The following is a 17,761-nucleotide window of genomic DNA, read 5'->3' on the forward strand; positions in this document are numbered from 1 at the left end:
CATTGATCCGCTCACGGCTCCGGCAGCCGGCCGTCGGCTCACCGCTCCGACGGCCGGCTCACTGCTTCCCGTACACCTGGCCGGAGCCGAAGCCGGTGGTCACCAGCTTCCACAGGGTGGGGAACTCCTCGCCGGAGATGCCGGTCGGGTTGAGCCCGACGATCACGGTGCGGGAGAGGTCGCGGGTGGCGAAGAAACCGCTGCTGTAGCCGGGCCGGGCACCGGTCTTGCCCCAGATCTCGGTGCCGTTCGGCAGCACGCTGCGCAGCATGCCGCCCGCGCTGAAGCAGGCGTGGCCGGCGGTCGGGCCGATCTCGCAGCTCTTGTTGTGGTCGTTCGGCACGTTCGGGACGGCGAACACCTCAGCCTGCTGGGCGGGCGGCAGCAGCCGGCCGCGGAAGAGGGCGTCGAAGAACCGCTCCAGGTCGGCGGCGGAGGAGATCATGCCGCCTTCGGCCCACGGGTACGGGCTCTGCTCGGTGACGTCCACCCGGTCGGTGGTGCCGTCGGCGGCGCGGACGTCCACGTAGCCGGAGGCGTGCGGACCGTGAACGGTCAGGTCGTCGGCGGCCGGGACGTAGGTGGCGTGCAGGCCGAGCGGGCCCGTGATGCGTCGGCGCACCTGGTCGGCGAAGGTGTCGCCGCTGACCTTCTCGATCACCATCCCGGCGACGAAGTAGTTGTTGCCGTTGTACTGCTGGGCGGTGCCGGGCACGAAGCTCATCGGCTGGGTGAGCATGTCGGCGACCACCTGCTCGGGGCTGAAGTAGTCCGCCTTGTGCGCGGCGAACCACGCCGTGCTGCCGTCCCCCGCGGTCATTCCGCCGCCGCCGGGCAGACCGCTGGTGTGGTCGAGCAACTGCCGTACGGTGACCGGCGGGTAGCCGGTCGGCAGCAGGCCGGGCAGGTAGTGCTGGACGGTGCCGTCCAGGTAGACCTTGCCCTCGGCGACGAGCTGGAGCATCACGGTCGCCGTGAACACCTTGGAGATGCTGCCGATCCGGAACCGGGCATTCGCCGGGACGTCCTCGCCCGAGGTGCCGCGCCACCGCGCGTCCTGGCCGCCCACCCGGACCAGCGCGCCGGTGATGTCGGCGGGCAGGGTGTCGAGGGTCTTCGCGAGCGATTCCCGGTCCAGCGGCCCCGGTTGGGCCGACGCGGAGGCGGAGCCAGCGCTGACGGACGGCGCCTCCGCAGCCAGGGCCGGGGCCGCAGCGCCGACCGTGACGGCGGCGAGCAGCGCACCGGCTGCCGCAAGGGTGGACCAACGAATGCTGCGCGTACGGGTGTTCATCCGGCTTCTCTCCAACGACGGCTCGCCCGGCGGGCGGTGGCTCTGACAGGAGAGAGTCTTCGGCGGGACACCCGGCCGCGGCATCCGGGAACTCCCCTGAGCCGGCCCGGAGAAGGCCCCCGAGAAGACCCCCGAGGAGAGCCCCGAGGAGAGCCCTGATGAAAGCCCCCGAGGAAAGCCCCCGAGAGCACCCCTGGCCATGCGCCGGGGGCGGACACCCGCAGCTCGGTGCCCGCCCCCGGCCGGACGGTTCAGTGGGCGGAGTGCTTCTCCGCGCCGCGGTGCCGGTGGCCCTTGAGTTCGGCGTGCATCGCCGGAGCGGAGTGCGTGGCCGCGGCCGGCGTGTCGCGCCCGCCGTGGCGGAACGCCTCGCCGGTGCCGTACCCGGCGCCGGCGGAAGACACCGCGCCGGTGCGCAGCTTCGGCCCGATCCGGGCGGGTGGGCTCGCCATGCCGCGGCGTTCCAGCAGTTCCTGGGTGCCCTGGCGGAGCTGGGCGGTGCTGCCCGGTGTTCGCTTGGTCATCGTGGGCCTCCCTTCGGCGGTCCACCGGCCGGACGGGCGTCGGCCGGAGGGGCCGCACGGGCTTTATGTCCGGATTTTATCCGTCGTGCGCGCCCACGCCACCGGGGAGAGCGGGGAGAGCCGCGAGACCCGGGAGACCGGGGAGACCGGGGAGACCGGGGAGACCGGTCGCGAACGCCCGTCTCAGCCCATGACCTCGTGGACGAAGCACCAGCGCCAGTCCTCCCCCGGCTCGTACGAGCGGATCACCGGGTGGGAGGTGTTGTGGAAGTGCGCGGTGGCGTGCCGCTGCGGCGAGAAGTCGCAGCAGCCGATGTGGCCGCAGTCCAGGCAGATCCGCAGGTGCACCCAGTCCCGGCGCCCCTGCGCCAGGCAGTCGGCGCAGCCGTTGGTGGGAGGAACGGGCTCGATGTCCTGAGGGGCCAGAGCGAGGTCTTCGCAGGCACTCATGAGTGCAGGCTAAGCCGCCCCGGGCCGTCCCGCCCGCTCAGAACTCCCCGGACGGCCCGCTCAGGACGACCCGGCCCGACCCGCCCCGGACGGCCCGCTCGGCCTGCCCGGGACGCCTCCGGCGCTCAGGAGACGCCGGACGCCTCGGACTCCGCCCCCGGCGCCGTCCAACTCGCCAGCAGCGCCAGCTTCTGGGCGGTCGGCGAGCCCACCGGGGCGGTGTAGACGACCAGCAGTTGGTCCGGCGAGCCGTTGACGCCCAGGGTCTCGTAGCCGAACTCCAGGTCGCCGACCAGCGGGTGCCGGACCAGCTTGACGCCGTGGGTCTTCTCCCGGACCAGGTGGTCCGCCCAGAGCCGGCCGAACTCCTCGCTGCGCACCGACAGTTCACCCACCAGGGCGCTCAGCTCCGGGTCCTCCGGGTGCAGTCCGGCGTCCCGGCGCAGGTAGGAGACGGTCTCCGCGGCGACCGCGTCCCACTGCCGGTAGTAGTCCCGGGCCGCCGGGTCGAGGAAGCCGTGCCGGGCCTGGTTGGGCGGGCCGTCCGGGCCGCCGTCCGTACGCGTGGAGAAGCCGTTCACCGCGTCGCCCAGCGCGTTCCAGGCCAGGACGTCCATCCGGCGGCCCAGGACGAAGGCCGGCACCTCGGTCATCAGGTCCAGCAGCAGCCTGGTCCCCGGGCGGACCTGCTGCCGGGCCTGTCCCCGCGCGGCACCGGCGGCGGCACCGGCCGGGGCCTTGGGCGGACGGGCGAGCGAGCGCAGGTGTGCCGTCTCCACCTCGTCCAGCCGCAACACGCGGGCCACCGCGTCCAGCACCGCGTCCGAGGCGCTGCCGCCCCGGCCCTGCTCCAGCCGGACGTAGTAGTCGACGCTGACGCCCGCGAGCTGCGCCACCTCCTCCCGGCGCAGCCCCTGCACCCGGCGGCGGCCGTGCGAGGGCAGGCCCACCTCCTCCGGCAGGATCCGGGCCCGGCGCGTGCGGAGGAAGTCCCCCAGGGTGTTCTCCATGCCTGGCAGGTTAGCCGCGAGCGGCCGCGCGAGGGTGGTACTGCCGTACCCAGGAAAGGCCGTCCCGGGAAGGGGGTTCCCAGGACGGCGGTACCCGGGAAAGGCACAGCCCTGGGTCGGCGGCGGCGGTCCGCGCAGAGTGGTCGACGTCAGCCCGACCACCGCCGGAAACCCCGGAACCCCCGGACCCTCTGGCCCCCGGAACACCGGAACCTCTGGACCCGGACCCCGGAACCTGGACCCCCCTGGAGCCCCCGATGAGCCTCGCCTCCCTCGCCACCCGCACCGCCGTCGTCACCGGAGCCGCCAGCGGCATGGGCGCCGCCACCGCCCGGACGCTCGCCGCCCAGGGCGCCCGGGTCGCCCTGCTCGCCCGGCGCACCGATCGGCTGGACGCGCTCGCCGCCGAGATCGCCGCCGCCGGCGGGCAGGCGCTCGCCGTCACCGCCGACATCACCGACCAGGCCTCCGTGGACGCCGCCGCGAAGGCCGTCCACGACACCTACGGGCAGGTCGACCTGGTCGTCAACAATGCCGGGGTGATGCTGCCCAACCCGCTCGTCGACGGCCGGATCGACGAGTGGACCCGCATGGTCGACACCAACCTCACCGGCGCGCTGCGGATCGTCCGCGCCTTCACCGCCGACCTCACCGCGGCCGCCGCCGAGGGCCGCACCGCCGACCTGGTCAACGTCTCCTCGATCGCCTCACACGTGGTCTTCCCCGACTACGCCGTGTACGGCGCCACCAAGGCCGCGCTCACCCAGCTGTCCGCCGCCCTGCGCAGCGAGCTGGGCCCGCGCGACGTCCGGGTCAGCGCGATCGAGCCCGGCCTGACCGACACCGAACTCGGCGGGCACATCGACAACCCGGCCCTGCGCGAACAGCTCGGCGGCATGTTCGACGTCATCCCGGCGCTCGCGGCCGAGGACATCGCCGACCTCATCGCGTACACCGTCAGCCGCCCCCGGCACGTCAACCTGCGCCACCTGGTCGTGCTGCCGACCCGGCAGGCGTGACCGGCCCGCCCGGCGTCCACGCTCCGCACGCACGGGTGGCATGGGAGCATGCCACCCGTGGCGATCGTGACGGGGAGAACGAACGGCGACACCGACGGGGGCGACACCGGCGGTGTGCCCGCGCAACTGGCGGGTGACGCGGGCGATGCGGGTGACGCGGGCGACGCGGGGGTGCCGGACGGCGGTGCAGCAGGCAGCGGCACAACGGGCAGCGGCGGTGCGACGGACACCAGTAGAGCGGGCAGCAGGGTCACCGGGATCCCCGGGCAGGCCGGACCCGGCCGGTTCCCGGCCCGCCCGGTGCCCGCCACCGGCCGGCTCCGGCAGCCCGTCGCCCTGATCCGGTTGCTCGGCGGCCTGTTCGCCATCGCCCTCACCCTGCTGCTCGCCGACTACGCCCGCGCCACCACCGGCGGCATCGCCGCCGACGTGGCCGAGGCCGCCGCCCTGGTGCCGCGGCCGCTGGCGAGCCTGGCAGGCGGGCTCACCACTGCCGCCGTCCTGCTGCTGCCGGTCGGCCTCGCCGTGCGCCGCCTGCTCGGCCCCGACCGGCGGCGCGCCCTCCAGCAGGTCTCCGACGGGCTGCTCGCCGCCGTCCTCGCGTACGGCGCCACCCTCGGCGTGGACCTGTGGGCGGACGGCCTCGCTCCGCACTCGCTGCTCACCGCGCTCAGCCAGCCGCTGCCCGGCGACGTCCTCGGGCACACCGAACCGGTGTACGGCTACCTCGCCCCGGTCCTCGCCTTCATGACCGCCTCCGGCAGCCGCGAACGCCGCCTGCCCTGGACCGTCCTCGCCCTCTCCGGCCTCGCCGGACTGGCCGGCGGCTTCGCCACCCCCACCGCGCTGCTGCTCGGCCTGCTGATCGGCTGGACCGGCGCCCACGGCACCCTCTACGCGGTCGGCACCCCCGACCCCTGCCCCCGGCCCGGCGAGATCCTGCGCGCCCTGCGCGAGAGCGGCCTGCGCCCGGTCGAAGCCCACCCGACCGGGCCCGACCGCTACCGGGTCCGACAGGCCGACGACCGCCCCGACCTCGACGTCCAGCTCCTCGACCGGCAGGCCGTCACCGCCGCCGCCGTCCAGCGCGCATGGCGCCGGCTGCGCCTGCGCACCGCCCCCGACCCGCGGGTCCTGCGCTCCCCGCGCACCGGCCTGGAACACGAGGCCCTGGTGACGTACGCGGCCCTGGCCGCCGGCGTCCGCACCCGCAGCATCGCCGCCACCGCCGGTGTCGGCCACGACACCGCCCTCCTCGCGTACGAGCGGCTGGCCGGCCGCACCCTGGACCAGCTCGCCGACGAGGAGATCACCGACGAGCTGCTCACCGACGCCTGGGGCCAGCTCGCCCTCCTCCAGCGCCGCGAGATCGCCCACCGCGCCCTCGTCCCCTCCTCGCTCCTGGTCGACGGCTCGGGCGCGGTGCACCTGGTCGACTTCGCCGACGGTGACATCGCCGCCACCGAACTCGTCCTGCGCTGCGACATCGCCCAGCTCCTCACCACCCTCGCCCTGCGCACCGGCGCCGCCCGCTCCGTCCGCACCGCCACCACCGTCCTCGGCCGCGACCCCATCGGCGCCGCTCTCCCCCTCCTCCAACCGATCGCCCTCACCCACACCACCCGCCGCGCCCTCAAACGCCACGCGAAACCCACCGGCCCGGCCCCGGCCCGGCCGGAACCGTCGCCCGCCGCCACCCCGGCCGCCTCGGCTGGCACCGCCCCAGGCGCAGGCACCGGCACCGGCACCGGCACCAGCACCAGCACCAGCACCGCCGACGGGGCGCAGACCCAGAACGCCCCCGTTCCCGGTGGGCTGCTGGAGGAGATCCGGGCGGAGGTGCTGCGGGCGCGGCCGCAGGTGGTGGGGCGGCCGGTGCGGTTGGAGCGGTTGCGGCCGCGGACGATGCTGGCCGTCGTGGGCGGGGTGGTGGCCGGGTGGCTGCTGATCCCGCAGCTGTTCGCGGCGGAGGACAACCCGGTCTCCGCCCTGGCGGACGCCGATCCATGGTGGCTGCTGCTGGCGCTGGTCGCGGCGGCGACGAGCCACGTCACGGCGGCGATGGGGTTCGTCGGCTTCGTGCCGGAGCGGCTGGACTTCCGCAACGCGGTGCTGGCGCAGGTGGCCGGGTCGTTCGTGAAGCTGGTGTCGCCCGGCGGGGTCGGCGGGGTCGCGCTGAACACCCGCCTGCTGCAGCAGGCGGGGATCCCGACGGCGCAGGCGCTGTCCAGCGTCGGTGTGGGGACGATGATCGGACTGGTGCTGCACCTGCTGCAGCTGGGGGCCTTCGTCTACCTGCTGGACCTGCAGCCGGGCGGCTCCGAGCTGGACGCGCTGCCCGCGGTGGTCGGCGGGCTGGCGGGGGCGGCGGCGCTGCTGGCGTTGGTGTCGGCCATCCCGGTGGCCCGGCGGTGGCTGGCGGCGCGGCTGCGGCCGTTGACGACCGAGGTGGTGCCGCGGCTGCTGGACCTGCTGCGCAGTCCGACCCGGCTGGCGGTCGGGGTGACCGGGCAGCTGCTGGTGTCGATCTGCCTGATCTCCTGCCTGTACTGCTGTACCCGGGCGATCGGCCGGGAGCCGTCCTTCGCCTCGGTCGCGGTGGTGTTCCTGGTGGGCAACGCGGCGGGCAGCGCGGCGCCGACCCCGGGCGGGGCCGGCGCGGTGGACGGGGCACTGATCACGCTGCTGCAGCAGACCGCGTCGATGGAGAAGGGCGGCGCGCTGGCGGCGGTGGCGCTGTACCGGCTGCTGACGCTGATCCTGCCGGTGCTGCCGGGCTGGGCGGCGCTGGCCTGGCTGCAACGCCGCCGCGCGCTCTAGGGTCCGCCACACGCCGTAGGGCCGCCGCTCGGGAACAGCCCGGCACGCGGGGCCCGCTCGGGTTCAGCCCGACCCCGCGCGGCCCGCTCGGGACGGCTACTCCCGGTACTCGTCCTCGTCGAGCTGGACCACCCGGGTCTGCTCCGCGACGTCCGCGACGTCGGTGGCCGGGTCGGCGCCGAGGGCGCGGCGCTCGGCGACCTCGTCGTACTCGTCGACGTCGGGCGCCTCCTCGTCGGGCTCGACGGTCTCGGCGGTCTCGTCGATCAGGTAGTCCTCGTGATCCTGCGGCATGGCATCGTCCTCACTGTTCGGAGGCTCCCACGGGCCCGGGTGGCGGTACTGGCAGTATCCGCCGCCCGGTGCCCGGACGCGAAGCGCCGAGCCCGCCCGGGCGTGTTGCCGCAAGCGCCGTGCCGCCTCCGTGCCGCCTCCGTGCCGCCCGGCCGAACCCCTCGCATTGACCCACGAATCACGCTGCCGAATGACCCAAGAGAAGGGTGCATTCCGAGCCTAGGGTCGTAGCCATGACGACGAACGAGCTCACCGAAGCCCCCGCCCGCCTCGACTACGCCCGCACCGTCCCGAAGGTGTTCCGGGCGATGATCGCCCTGGACGCCGCCGCCCGCGAGGGCCTGGACCCGGCGCTGGTCGAGCTCGTCCAGATGCGCACCTCGCAGCTGAACGGCTGCGCGTACTGCCTGGACATGCACACCAAGGACGCCCGCAAGGCCGGCGAGAGCGACGAGCGGATCTACCTGCTGCCGGTCTGGCCGGAGGCCCCGGCCGGGGTGTACAGCGAGCGCGAGCGGGCCGCCCTGGCACTCGCGGAGGAGATCGCGCGGATCGGCGGCGGGGTCTCGGACGCGGTGTACGCCCGGGCGGCCGCGCACTTCGCGGAGGCCGAGCTGGCGCAGCTGATCTCGGTCTGCTTCACCATCAACGCCTGGAACCGCATCAACGTGGCCACCCGCAAGTCCCCCGGCGCCGCCTGACCGGGCCACCTGCCGGACCGCCGCGCGGGGCACCGTACGCAGCACCGCCCGGTGGCCCGCGCGGAACGCCGCCCAGGCCACCGGGGGTACGATCGGTGCCGTACAAAGGGCTTACCCACACCCACCCGGTGGCCCCGAGGCCCACACGAACGACGGGGAAATCATGTCCGGCTCGCACTACTTCAGCGGTGCACCCGAGGTCGCCAGCGACCGTCGGCCGATCACGGTCTCCCTGCCGGACCTGACCCTGGAACTGACCACCGACACCGGGGTGTTCTCCCGCGAGCGGCTCGACCCGGGCACCCGGATCCTGCTGGAGCACGCCCCGCAGCCGCGGGTGCGCGGCCCGATCCTGGACGTCGGCTGCGGCTACGGCCCGATCGCGCTCACCTGGGCGACCCGGCGCAAGCGCCTGCCGGTCTGGGGGGTGGACGTCAACGAGCGCGCCCTGGAGCTGGTGCGGCTCAACGCCGAGGCGCTGGGGCTGGGCAACGTCCAGGCCGCGCTGCCGGACGACGTCCCGGAGGACCTCCGGTTCGCGACGATCTACTCCAACCCGCCGATCCGGATCGGCAAGGCGGCACTGCGCCGCCTGCTGACGCACTGGCTCGGCCGGCTGACCCCGGACGGCTCGGCGTTCCTCGTGGTGCAGAAGCACCTGGGCTCGGACTCGCTGCAGAAGTGGCTGAACGACCAGGGCTACCCGACGACCCGGGTCGCGTCGGTCAACGGGTTCCGGATTCTGGAAGCGCGGCCCCGTCCCGAGGTGGGCGAGGGCTCCGAGAATGGACGAGGTACGACGTCGTGAAGCAGCTCCGCGGGACCGAACTGAAGCGTCTGCACCGCTCGTGGCGGCGCAGCAACGAGTTCCGGCTCGCGATGATCCTGGAGAACCTGCAGTCGCCGTTCAACGTCGGCTCGGTGGTCCGGACCGGTGCGGCGATGGGCGCCGAGAAGCTGTACCTGGTCGGGGACACCCCGTCGGTGCGCTCGTCCGGCGCGCAGAAGGCCGCGATGGGCACCGACAAGTACCTGAAGGTGGAGCACTTCCCGACCATCGCCGAGGCGGTGGCGGCGGCGAAGGCGGACGGCTTCAAGGTGGTCGGCCTGGAGCTGGCGGACGAGGCGGTGCCGATGTTCGCCGCCGAGCTGACCCCGGCGGTGGCCTTCGTGCTCGGGCACGAGGACCGCGGGATCACGCCGGACGCGCTGGAGCTCTGCGACCAGGTGGTGTTCGTGCCGCAGCTGGGCCGGGTCGGTTCGCTGAACGTGTCGGCGGCCGCGACGGTGGCCTGCTACGAGGCGCGCCGGCAGGGGTACACGATCAGCGGCACCCCGGACGGCGACCTCGGCGGTGACTTCGGGGGCGACCTCGGGGGCGACGAGGACTGAAGCGTGTGAACGGCGGGAGGGGTGTGCCGAAAGGCCCACCCCTCCCGGCGTTTCCGCCCGGAAACCCCGCACATCTCTGCCGAACGGCAGATGTGCGAACGGCCTCCGCCCGGAAGCATTCCGTGCGTGACCGAACTCCGGATCCTCGACCTGACCAAGGAGTACCGCGGCGACAAGCGCGCGGTGGACTCCTTCACTCTGACGCTGCGGCCCGGCGTGCTCGGCCTGCTCGGCGCCAACGGCGCCGGCAAGTCGAGCCTGATGCGCATCCTGGCCACGGTCACCCGGCCCACCTCGGGCCGGGTGCTCTGGGAGGGCGAGGACATCGCCCGCCGCCCCGGGCCGCTGCGCCGTGCCGTCGGGTACCTCCCGCAGGACTTCGGCGTCTACCCGCAGCTCACCGCGCGCGAGTTCCTCGGCTACCTGGCCGCCGCCAAGGGGATGCGGCGGCGCCCCGCGAAGGCCCGGATCGACGAACTGCTCGAGCTGGTCAACCTGTCGGGCGCGGCCGGGCAGCGGCTCGGCGCGATGTCCGGCGGGATGCGCCAGCGGGTCGGCATCGCCCAGGCACTGCTCAACGACCCGGCGCTGCTGATCGTGGACGAGCCGACGGTCGGGCTGGATCCGGAGGAGCGGCTGCGCTTCGGCAGCCTGCTGAGCGGGCTCGGCGCCGACCGGATCGTCGTGCTGTCCACCCACATCGTCCCGGACGTGGCCGCCACCGCCGACCGGATCGCCGTCATGGGGCACGGCCGGCTGCTGCACCACGGCACCCCGGAGGAGTTGCTCCGCCGCGCCGAGGGCTCCGTCTGGGAGTTGACCGTCGGGGCCGAGCAACTCCCCTCGCTGCGTTCGCGGTTCCTGCTCGGCGGCACCACCCGCACCCCGCAGGGCGTCCGGGCGCGGGTGCTGTCCGGGGCCCGGCCCGCACCGGAGGCTCAGCCCGTCACGCCCCGGCTGGACGACGCGTACCTGCTGCTCACCGCCGCCCCGGCCGCGGCCGAGGAGGTGGCGGCATGGTGACGCGCGTCGGGGCGCTGGCCCTGGCCGACTTCCGGGAGCGCCGACGGCGGCCCGGCTACCTGGTCGTGCTGCTGGGCACGCTCGCCCTCGGGCTGCTGGCCGCGCCGGTCGGCGACTCCCGCTGGGAGGTGTTCCAGGTGACCGATCTGCACGGCCGCTACACCAGCGGCTACGTGGGGACGGTGACGGCGCTCGGCGGCGCGGTCTGGCTGTCGCTGGCGGGCTTCGGCATCGTGCGCGGGGCGATCCCCCGGGACGAGCAGAGCGGTGTCGGCCGGCTGCTCGCCGCCACGCCGATGAGCCGGATCGCCTATCTGGCCGGCAAGTTCGGCAGCAACCTGCTGCTGTTCGGCTCGATGCTGCTCGCCCTGGCCGGAACGGCGCTCGGGGTGCAGCTGCTCAAGGGCGACGCGGACCACGTGGACGTGGTGCGGCTGCTGCTGCCGTACGTCCTGATCACGCTGCCGCTGCTGGCGGCGGTGGCCGGGTGCGCGGTGCTCTTCGACACCGTGCCCGGGCTGCGCGGCGGGCTGGGGGCCGCGGTCTGGTGCGCGGTCTGGCTGGTGCTCGTCCTGGGCGCGCAGACGAGCAGCGGGCTGGATCTGCTGGGCATGCGGCGGATCACCGCGTCGATCCGGGAGGTGCTCGCGGCGGGCGGACGGCCGGTTGACGGCGTGGAGTTCGGGGTCGGGCTGACGGCGGACGACCGGGTGCTCGGCACCTTCGACTGGCCCGGTCTGGGGCCGGGCGAGGCGGGCGGACCGGCCGCGACGGGGCTCCTGCTGACGGCGGCGGCCGTCGGGCTCGCGCTGCTCGGGGCGCTCTGGTTCCGCCGCTTCGACGGGGCGCAGGCACGCCCGGGTACGACGACGCTCCGCCCGGGCGCGACGGGGGTGCGCCCGGGCGGGTGGGGCCGTGGGGCCGCCCCACAGGACGGCGCGGCGGGCGCGGATCCGGAGGCCGGCCCCGCCGCCTTCGCACTGGATCCGGCCCGACTGACCCCGGCCCACCGGGGCGGCACGGTGCTCGCCGCGCTCGCCGGTGAACTGCGGATCCTGGCGCAGGGGCAGCGGTGGTGGTGGGCCGGGGCCGCGGTGATCGCGCCGGTGGCGCTGAGCGTCGCACCGGACGGGCCCAGCCACGCGATGCTGCCGTTCGCGATGCTCTGGCCGATGCTCCTCTGGTCCCGGATGGGCCACCGGGCGGGCGGCGGCAGCATCGAGGAACTGCTCGGCGCCTGCCCGTCCCCGCTGCGCCGCGGGCTGGCCGCCCTGCTCGCCGGGATCGTCCCGGCGCTGGCGGTGGCGGCCGGGCCGGTGGTCCGGCTGCTCGGCGCCGGGGAGTCCCGGGCCGCCGCGGGCGCCCTGGCCGGGGCGCTGCTGATCCCCTCCCTGGCGATGCTCTGCGGCACCGTCACCCGCGGCCCCCGGCTGTTCCAGACCCTCTACCCGCTGCTCTGGTACGCGATGGTCAACCACGTCGGCGGGCTGGACTTCCTCGGCGTCTCCGGGGGCCGCGCCCCGGCCCCGGCGGCGGTCGCCGGCCTCGCCGCCGCACTGGCCCTGGGCGCGCTCACCGTCGACGCGATACGCCACGCCACCCGCTAGCCGACGGGTCGAGAGCCGGTTCCCCCGCCCGGGGGAGCCGGTCCCTCCGCAGGACGGAGGCCACGCCCGGGGGCGAACCGGCAGCGTTGTCGGCAACGGACGCACAGCCCGAAATCCCGCCCCGCACCGAAGGACCGACCATGCGCAAGCCGATCACCGCCATCGCCCTCGCCACCGCAGCCACCGCCCTCTCGGCGGGCACCGCCATCGCAGCCCCCGCCCCCGCGCCCGCAGCCGACCACCTCCGGCTGCACAGCTGGACCGTGCTCAACGAGCACGGCCCCGGCCCCAACCCCGGCGAGCGGCTCACCGCGTGGGTCGACGCCCGGACCGTCGACGGCCGCACACGTGGACACGCCGTGGTGCAGCACGAGTTCATCGGAACCGGTACCGCCCGGGTCGAGTTCGACATCGACTGCCTGACCGCCGACGCCGGCGGTGCGGTCACCGTCACCGGGCCGGTCGGCACCGCCACCGTCACGCCGGTCAACGGCCCGGCGACCGCCGGCCGGGCCGACTGGCACCCCGAGACCGGTCTCACCTTCTATCCCGCGGACGCGAGCGGCGAGCACCGGGTCGGCTGGGCCGGGGCCGACTTCCTGCACCCCGACGCGCCCGCCCGGGCCACCAGGTGCACCCCGGTCCCGGCCGGTCTCTGGGTCATCGAGGGTCGCACCGCCGTACACCGGTGATCCATCCGCGCCCACCGGAGAAGCACCGGAGTGAGGAGGACGGCCATGCCGACCGCCGCCGGACGGGCTGCCCGTCGTGGCCCCGCGGACACGGCAACGATCCGCAAAGCTGCCGGTCAACCGGCAGATTGGGCCCGGCGCGAGGCCGAAACCCCGGAGTACGATGGCCCGGTCCCGGAGGCGCCGAACGCATCAGAGTCCCGTGGGCCCGCCCCTCGCCGAAGCCGAAGCGATCCTCTCGGAGCGAGGTCGGGCAGGGCCGCGCGCCCGGGGATCGTCAATCGCACCACAGCACCAGGCAAGGCCCAGAACGACGGCCCGTCGTGCTGCGCAGGCAGGGCGAGGGGCCGCGCCACGCCCCGATGCCCCGTCTGTGAGGACGCACCCATGACCCCTGCCTTGTCCACCACGAGCCCGACCACCGGCGGACGCCCGACCGGGATCGCCGACTCCACCGACTCCACCTCCACAGCCACCGGAGTCTTGACCTCCACCTCCACCTCCACCGAACCCGCGACCGAACCCTCCACCTACAGCAGGCTGTTGGGCCTACTGGCCACCCATCCCGCCGCCTACCGGACGATCTGCCACGAGCCGGAGGGGAACACCGCCCTCGCCAGCGAGCTGCGCGGCCACCCGCTGGAGCAGGCCGCCAAGTCCATCGTCATCCGGGCCAAGCGCACCAAGCAGGCCGGCGGCGGCCGGTACGCGCTCGCCGTGGTGCCGGGCGACCGCCGGGTCGATCTGGACGCCGTCGGCCAGGCCCTCGGGTCCAGCCGGGTCGGCTTCGCGGACCGCACCACCGCCGAGCGGCTGAGCGGCTGCGTGACCGGCTCGATCATCCCGTTCTCGTTCCACCCCGATCTCGAACTCCTCGTCGACCACGACCTGTTGGCGCATAGCCATCTCTTTTTCAACGCCGCGAGACTCGATCGCTCCATCGAACTGCGCACCGCCGTCTACCGGACGCTGGCACAACCGCAGGTGCTCGCCATCGCTGCCTAGCCCCTCCCGGTCCGGCCCGGGAGCGGATCCCGAGCCGGACCCCCCGGGCCGCCCTGCCAGGACGAGATTCCGCCACCTCCGGCGACCTGGTAGGAAGTGGATCATCATGAACGACAACGATGTAGTACGACTGGACCAGGTCACCCGCACCTACGGAGCGGGCCAGAACACCGTCACCGCCCTGGCCGGGGTCACCCTCGGCTTCGCCCGCGGCAGCTTCACCGCCGTCATGGGCCCGTCCGGCTCCGGCAAGAGCACCCTGCTCCAGTGCGCCGCCGGACTCGACCGCCCGGACTCCGGCACCGTCATCGTCGACGGCGTCGACCTCGGCGGCCTCGACGAGACCGCCCTGACCGAACTGCGCCGGGAGCGCCTGGGCTTCGTCTTCCAGGCCTTCAACCTCCTGGGAGCCTTGACCGCCGAGCAGAACGTCGGCCTGCCACTGCGCCTGGCCGGCCGTAGACCCGACCCGGCGCAGGTCCGGGACGCCCTCGCCCAGGTGGGCCTGGGCGAGCGGACCGGCCACCTGCCCTCGCAGATGTCCGGCGGCCAGCAGCAGCGGGTGGCGATCGCCCGGGCGCTGATCGCCGCCCCCGAGGTGCTCTTCGCAGACGAACCAACCGGCGCCCTGGACAGCTCCAGCAGCCGCGAGGTGCTCACCCTGCTCCGCTCCCTGGTCGATCGGCAGGGCCAGAGCACCATCATGGTCACCCACGACCCGGTCGCTGCCTCCTACGCCGACACCGTGCTCTTCCTCGCCGACGGCCAGGTCGTCGACCGTCTGGCCGACCCGGACCCGCAGACCGTAGCCGCCCGGATGACCGCGCTGGAAGACGCCCGCGCAAAGGCTGCCGCCAACGCCGCCGCAGAAGCCGGAACCCCCGGACACGGTGACCCCCGATGAACGGTCTCCGACTGCTGCTCCCGATCGCCGCCGTCTCCCTGCGGCGACGGTGGCCGTCCTTCGTCGGCTCCTTCGTCGCGCTCGCCCTCGGCGTCGCGGTGATGTCCGCCGCCGGGGTGCTCCTCAACACCACGATGGGCGAGGACTCGCTGCCCGGCGCGCCCTCGCTGCACAAGCTGGTGAGCTTCATGGCCGCCATGGCCGGATTCGTCTCGGTCTTCGTGGTCTCCTCGACCTTCGCCTTCGCCGTCGCCCAGCGCCGCCAGGAGACGGCGATGCTGCGCGCGGTCGGCGCGACGCCGCGTCAGGTCCGGGCGCTGGTCCTCGGCGAGGCCCTGGTAGTGGCGCTGGCCGCCGCGGTCTCGGGCTGCCTGCTCGGGCTGGCCGTCGCCCCGGCGATCGCCGGCTGGCTGGTCGACCAGGGCGCCGCGCCGAGTGGCTTCCACTCCGAGCCGGCCCTGCTGCCGCTGCTGCTCGCGGCCTCGGGCGGGCTCGTCGTCGCCCTGCTCGGCGCCTACGCGGCCTCCCGCCGGGCCGGCCGGGTGCGGCCGGTGGAGGCACTGAACGAGGTCGCCGTCGACAAGAAGGTGATGCCGGTGGTCCGTTGGGTGGCCTCGGTCCTCTTCCTCGGTGTCTTCGGCTACACCCTGTCGACGTTCATCTCGATGCCCGCGTCGATGCTGGCCGACCCGCAGTCCCGCGATCCGGAGACCACCCCGCAGTGGGCGCTGCTCTTCGACGTCATGGCGGTGCTCGCCGTCGTGCTGATCGCCCCGGTGCTGGTGCCGCCGCTGGTACGGCTGCTCACCTCGCTCGTCCCGTTGCTGCCCGGCGCGGCCGGGCTGATCGCCCGACAGAACGCGCTCGCCGCGATCCGCCGCACCGTCTCCACCGCGACGCCGGTCTTCCTGGTGATCGGCCTGGCCGGCTCGGTGGTCGGCGGCACGGTGGCCTTCAGCGACGCGATGGCCGCCCAGGGCCGCGCCGCCCTGAAGGCCGGGTACGTGATCGAGCCGTCCGACGGCCACACCGTGCCCGCCGACGCCCTCCGGGGCCTCGCCGCCCTGCCGGACGCCCGACTGACCACCGCGGCGACCGTACGGTTCGACGGCCTGGCGCTCCCGGACCAGCAGCCCGCCCCCGGCCGCCCCACCGACCTGCCGATCCCGGAGGACGGCCTCGCCGTCGACGGCGACCTGCGCGAGGCCTGGAACCTGACCGCCGACGCCGGCTCGCTCGCGGATCTGCACGGCAGGACGGTCGCGGTCTCCACCGACATGGCGCGGGTCTTCGGCTGGCACGTCGGCGACACCCTGAACGCCCGACTCGCGGACGGTACCCGGGAGCCGCTGCGGCTGGTCGCCCAGGTCCGCCACCTGCTGCCACAGCTGCCCGAGATCGTCGTCCCCCGCGAGGCCGTCCCCGGCGAGAGCGCCGTCTCGGTCGCCTACCTGGGCACCGGCGCGGGCCCCGAGCAGGTCACGGCCGCGCTGGGCGGCAGCGCGGCCCGGGCCACCACGGGCGCGGACTGGATCGGGACGCACAACGACCGGACCGCGAAGAACAGCTGGATCGCGATGCTGGCGATCCTCGGCCCGGCCCTCCTCTACGCGCTGATCGCGATCGTCAACACGATGATGATGTCCACCGGCGACCGCCTGCGGGACTTCGCCACCCTGCGCCTGACCGGCGGCACCCGCCGCCAGGTCCTCCGCGTGGTCGCCGTCGAGACCCTGCTGGTCGTCGCCACCGCGGCGGCCCTCGGACTGCTCGTCACCCTGCTGACCCAGTACGCGACCGTCCTGCTGATCGAGAACCGCATCCTCGACGCGACCCAGTCCGCGGCCTTCGACCTGCCCTGGGGCGCCCTCGCCGGAGCCACCGCGGTCTGCCTGGTCCTCGCCCTGGTCTCCAGCCTGGCCCCGGCCCGGCTGGCGCTGCGCATCCGCCCCCTCGACCTCGCGAGCGGCCGCCACTGACCCCCGCCCCCGCCCGGCCCCGCTCCCCCACCCAGGCAGCGGGGCCGGCCCGTTCCCCCACGAAAAAGCCCAGGTCAGAAAGGATCTGACCTGGGCTTCAAGCTGAGCAGACCGGCCGAGCGACACAAAGCGCAAAAGCCCCAGGTCACGGCGAGTGAGTCCTGGGGCTTCTACAGAGCCGCCTGCGGGATTCGAACCCGCGACCTACGCATTACGAGTGCGTTGCTCTGGCCAGCTGAGCTAAGGCGGCACCGTTGCCGTGTGTGGCGGCAACGCGGGCCAGTCTACACAGGTTTCGCGGGTGATCCGTACCCGGATGCCGGGGGGTGGATCAGGCGGAGGAGACGGCCAGTTTGGCGGCGAAGCCGGCGAAGAGGACGGCGACGCCGCTGGTGAGGGTGGCGGAGAGGCGCTTGCGGCGGCGGAAGGCGGTGGCGAGGGTGGTGCCGGCGAAGATCAGCAGCGAGAGGTAGAGCAGGCTGAAGGTCTGCAGGACGCCGCCGAGGAGGGCGAAGGACAGGGCGGGCCGGCCGTAGGACGGGTCGACGAACTGGGTGAAGAAGGAGAGCAGGAAGAGGATGGCCTTGGGGTTGAGGAGGCTGACCACCAGGGCGCGGCGGAAGGGGTTCTCGGCGGATTCGGGGGCCGGCTCGGCGGTGGGGTCGGCGGCCACCCGGCGTTCGCGCCAGAGCTCGCGGGCGGCGCGGAGCATGCCGTAGCCGAGCCAGAGCAGGTAGGCGGCGCCGCCGAACTTGACCACCGCGAAGACGGCGGGGTTGGCCTTCAGCAGGGAGGCGGCACCGATCGAGGTGAGGCTGATCAGGGTGAGGTCGCCGACGAAGACGCCGGCCGCGGCCCGGTAGCCGGTCCGGACGCCCTTGCGGGCGGCGACGGACAGCACGTACAGGGAGTTGGGGCCGGGCAGCAGGACGATGACGAGGGCGCCGAGGATGTACGTCGCCAGGTCGTTGACTCCGAGCACGTTGCGCTCCGGTGCGGGGGAAGGGCAGGGGGCGCTCATCGTAACGTCGCACCGGCAATCGATTG

General features: G+C 74.3%; 17 protein-coding genes and 1 tRNA gene. 11 read left to right on the forward strand and 7 right to left on the reverse strand.

Features of this window, described 5'->3' with window-relative positions; translation table 11 throughout:
- Positions 1 to 58: 58 nt before the first annotated feature.
- The 4 genes from ACZ52J_RS27885 to ACZ52J_RS27900 all read right to left on the reverse strand — a co-directional run bounded on the left by ACZ52J_RS27885 (position 59) and on the right by ACZ52J_RS27900 (position 3,278).
- Positions 59 to 1,294: a serine hydrolase domain-containing protein gene (locus tag ACZ52J_RS27885; RefSeq protein ID WP_465622631.1), complete on the reverse strand. Its 1,236-nt coding sequence runs from the start codon at positions 1,292 to 1,294 to the stop codon at positions 59 to 61.
- Between the two features lie 251 nt (positions 1,295 to 1,545).
- Positions 1,546 to 1,818 carry a hypothetical protein gene (locus ACZ52J_RS27890; RefSeq protein WP_360496119.1) on the reverse strand — a complete coding sequence of 91 codons (273 nt, stop codon included), beginning with the start codon at positions 1,816 to 1,818 and terminating at the stop codon, positions 1,546 to 1,548.
- A 183-nt stretch (positions 1,819 to 2,001) separates the two neighbouring features.
- Entirely contained in the window at positions 2,002 to 2,268 is a 267-nt protein-coding gene (locus ACZ52J_RS27895; protein ID WP_360496122.1) for a UBP-type zinc finger domain-containing protein, read from the reverse strand.
- Between the two features lie 125 nt (positions 2,269 to 2,393).
- Positions 2,394 to 3,278: a helix-turn-helix transcriptional regulator gene (locus tag ACZ52J_RS27900; RefSeq protein ID WP_465622633.1), complete on the reverse strand. Its 885-nt coding sequence runs from the start codon at positions 3,276 to 3,278 to the stop codon at positions 2,394 to 2,396.
- 257 nt (positions 3,279 to 3,535) lie between these two features.
- Here ACZ52J_RS27900 and ACZ52J_RS27905 point away from each other — a divergent pair, with 257 nt between their 5' ends.
- Complete coding sequence (locus ACZ52J_RS27905) at positions 3,536 to 4,297, forward strand: SDR family oxidoreductase (protein WP_465622634.1); 762 nt, start codon at positions 3,536 to 3,538, stop codon at positions 4,295 to 4,297.
- A 57-nt stretch (positions 4,298 to 4,354) separates the two neighbouring features.
- Positions 4,355 to 7,117, forward strand: coding sequence for a lysylphosphatidylglycerol synthase transmembrane domain-containing protein (locus ACZ52J_RS27910; RefSeq protein ID WP_465622636.1), 2,763 nt, complete (start codon positions 4,355 to 4,357; stop codon positions 7,115 to 7,117).
- 96 nt (positions 7,118 to 7,213) lie between these two features.
- Here the strand turns inward: ACZ52J_RS27910 and ACZ52J_RS27915 are convergent, their stop codons facing one another.
- On the reverse strand, positions 7,214 to 7,411 hold the full coding sequence (locus ACZ52J_RS27915) for a hypothetical protein (RefSeq protein ID WP_465622638.1): 198 nt from the start codon (positions 7,409 to 7,411) through the stop codon (positions 7,214 to 7,216).
- Positions 7,412 to 7,644: 233 nt separating this feature from the next.
- On the opposite strand from ACZ52J_RS27915, the gene ACZ52J_RS27920 reads away from it, so the two are divergent.
- The 9 genes from ACZ52J_RS27920 (at position 7,645) to ACZ52J_RS27960 (ending at position 16,714) form a co-directional block, all read left to right on the forward strand.
- Positions 7,645 to 8,112: a carboxymuconolactone decarboxylase family protein gene (locus ACZ52J_RS27920; RefSeq protein ID WP_360496136.1), complete on the forward strand. Its 468-nt coding sequence runs from the start codon at positions 7,645 to 7,647 to the stop codon at positions 8,110 to 8,112.
- Positions 8,113 to 8,275: 163 nt separating this feature from the next.
- Positions 8,276 to 8,920, forward strand: coding sequence for a class I SAM-dependent methyltransferase (locus tag ACZ52J_RS27925; RefSeq protein ID WP_465622641.1), 645 nt, complete (start codon positions 8,276 to 8,278; stop codon positions 8,918 to 8,920).
- A complete protein-coding gene (locus ACZ52J_RS27930) occupies positions 8,917 to 9,504 on the forward strand; it encodes a TrmH family RNA methyltransferase (protein WP_465622642.1) in 588 nt (195 codons plus the stop codon). The genes ACZ52J_RS27925 and ACZ52J_RS27930 overlap by 4 nt, the downstream gene beginning before the upstream one ends.
- Positions 9,505 to 9,630: 126 nt before the next feature.
- On the forward strand, positions 9,631 to 10,527 hold the full coding sequence (locus ACZ52J_RS27935) for an ABC transporter ATP-binding protein (RefSeq protein ID WP_465622644.1): 897 nt from the start codon (positions 9,631 to 9,633) through the stop codon (positions 10,525 to 10,527).
- On the forward strand, positions 10,521 to 12,134 hold the full coding sequence (locus tag ACZ52J_RS27940) for an ABC transporter permease (protein ID WP_465622646.1): 1,614 nt from the start codon (positions 10,521 to 10,523) through the stop codon (positions 12,132 to 12,134). The genes ACZ52J_RS27935 and ACZ52J_RS27940 overlap by 7 nt, the downstream gene beginning before the upstream one ends.
- 140 nt (positions 12,135 to 12,274) lie before the next feature.
- Positions 12,275 to 12,826: a hypothetical protein gene (locus tag ACZ52J_RS27945; RefSeq protein ID WP_465622648.1), complete on the forward strand. Its 552-nt coding sequence runs from the start codon at positions 12,275 to 12,277 to the stop codon at positions 12,824 to 12,826.
- A gap of 387 nt (positions 12,827 to 13,213) precedes the next feature.
- Positions 13,214 to 13,831, forward strand: a complete 618-nt coding sequence (locus tag ACZ52J_RS27950; RefSeq protein WP_465622650.1) for a YbaK/EbsC family protein — start codon at positions 13,214 to 13,216, stop codon at positions 13,829 to 13,831.
- Between the two features lie 106 nt (positions 13,832 to 13,937).
- Positions 13,938 to 14,735 (forward strand): ABC transporter ATP-binding protein, encoded by a 798-nt coding sequence (locus tag ACZ52J_RS27955; RefSeq protein ID WP_465622652.1) that lies wholly within the window; start codon positions 13,938 to 13,940, stop codon positions 14,733 to 14,735.
- Positions 14,732 to 16,714: an FtsX-like permease family protein gene (locus tag ACZ52J_RS27960; protein ID WP_465622654.1), complete on the forward strand. Its 1,983-nt coding sequence runs from the start codon at positions 14,732 to 14,734 to the stop codon at positions 16,712 to 16,714. The genes ACZ52J_RS27955 and ACZ52J_RS27960 overlap by 4 nt, the downstream gene beginning before the upstream one ends.
- A 176-nt stretch (positions 16,715 to 16,890) precedes the next feature.
- On the opposite strand, the gene ACZ52J_RS27965 is transcribed toward ACZ52J_RS27960, so the two are convergent.
- A tRNA-Thr gene (locus ACZ52J_RS27965) sits at positions 16,891 to 16,964 on the reverse strand.
- A gap of 81 nt (positions 16,965 to 17,045) precedes the next feature.
- On the reverse strand, positions 17,046 to 17,696 hold the full coding sequence (leuE, locus tag ACZ52J_RS27970; RefSeq protein WP_465622655.1) for a leucine efflux protein LeuE: 651 nt from the start codon (positions 17,694 to 17,696) through the stop codon (positions 17,046 to 17,048).
- Positions 17,697 to 17,761 lie beyond the last annotated feature (65 nt).

Source organism: Kitasatospora sp. NPDC034035 (assembly GCF_055575755.1).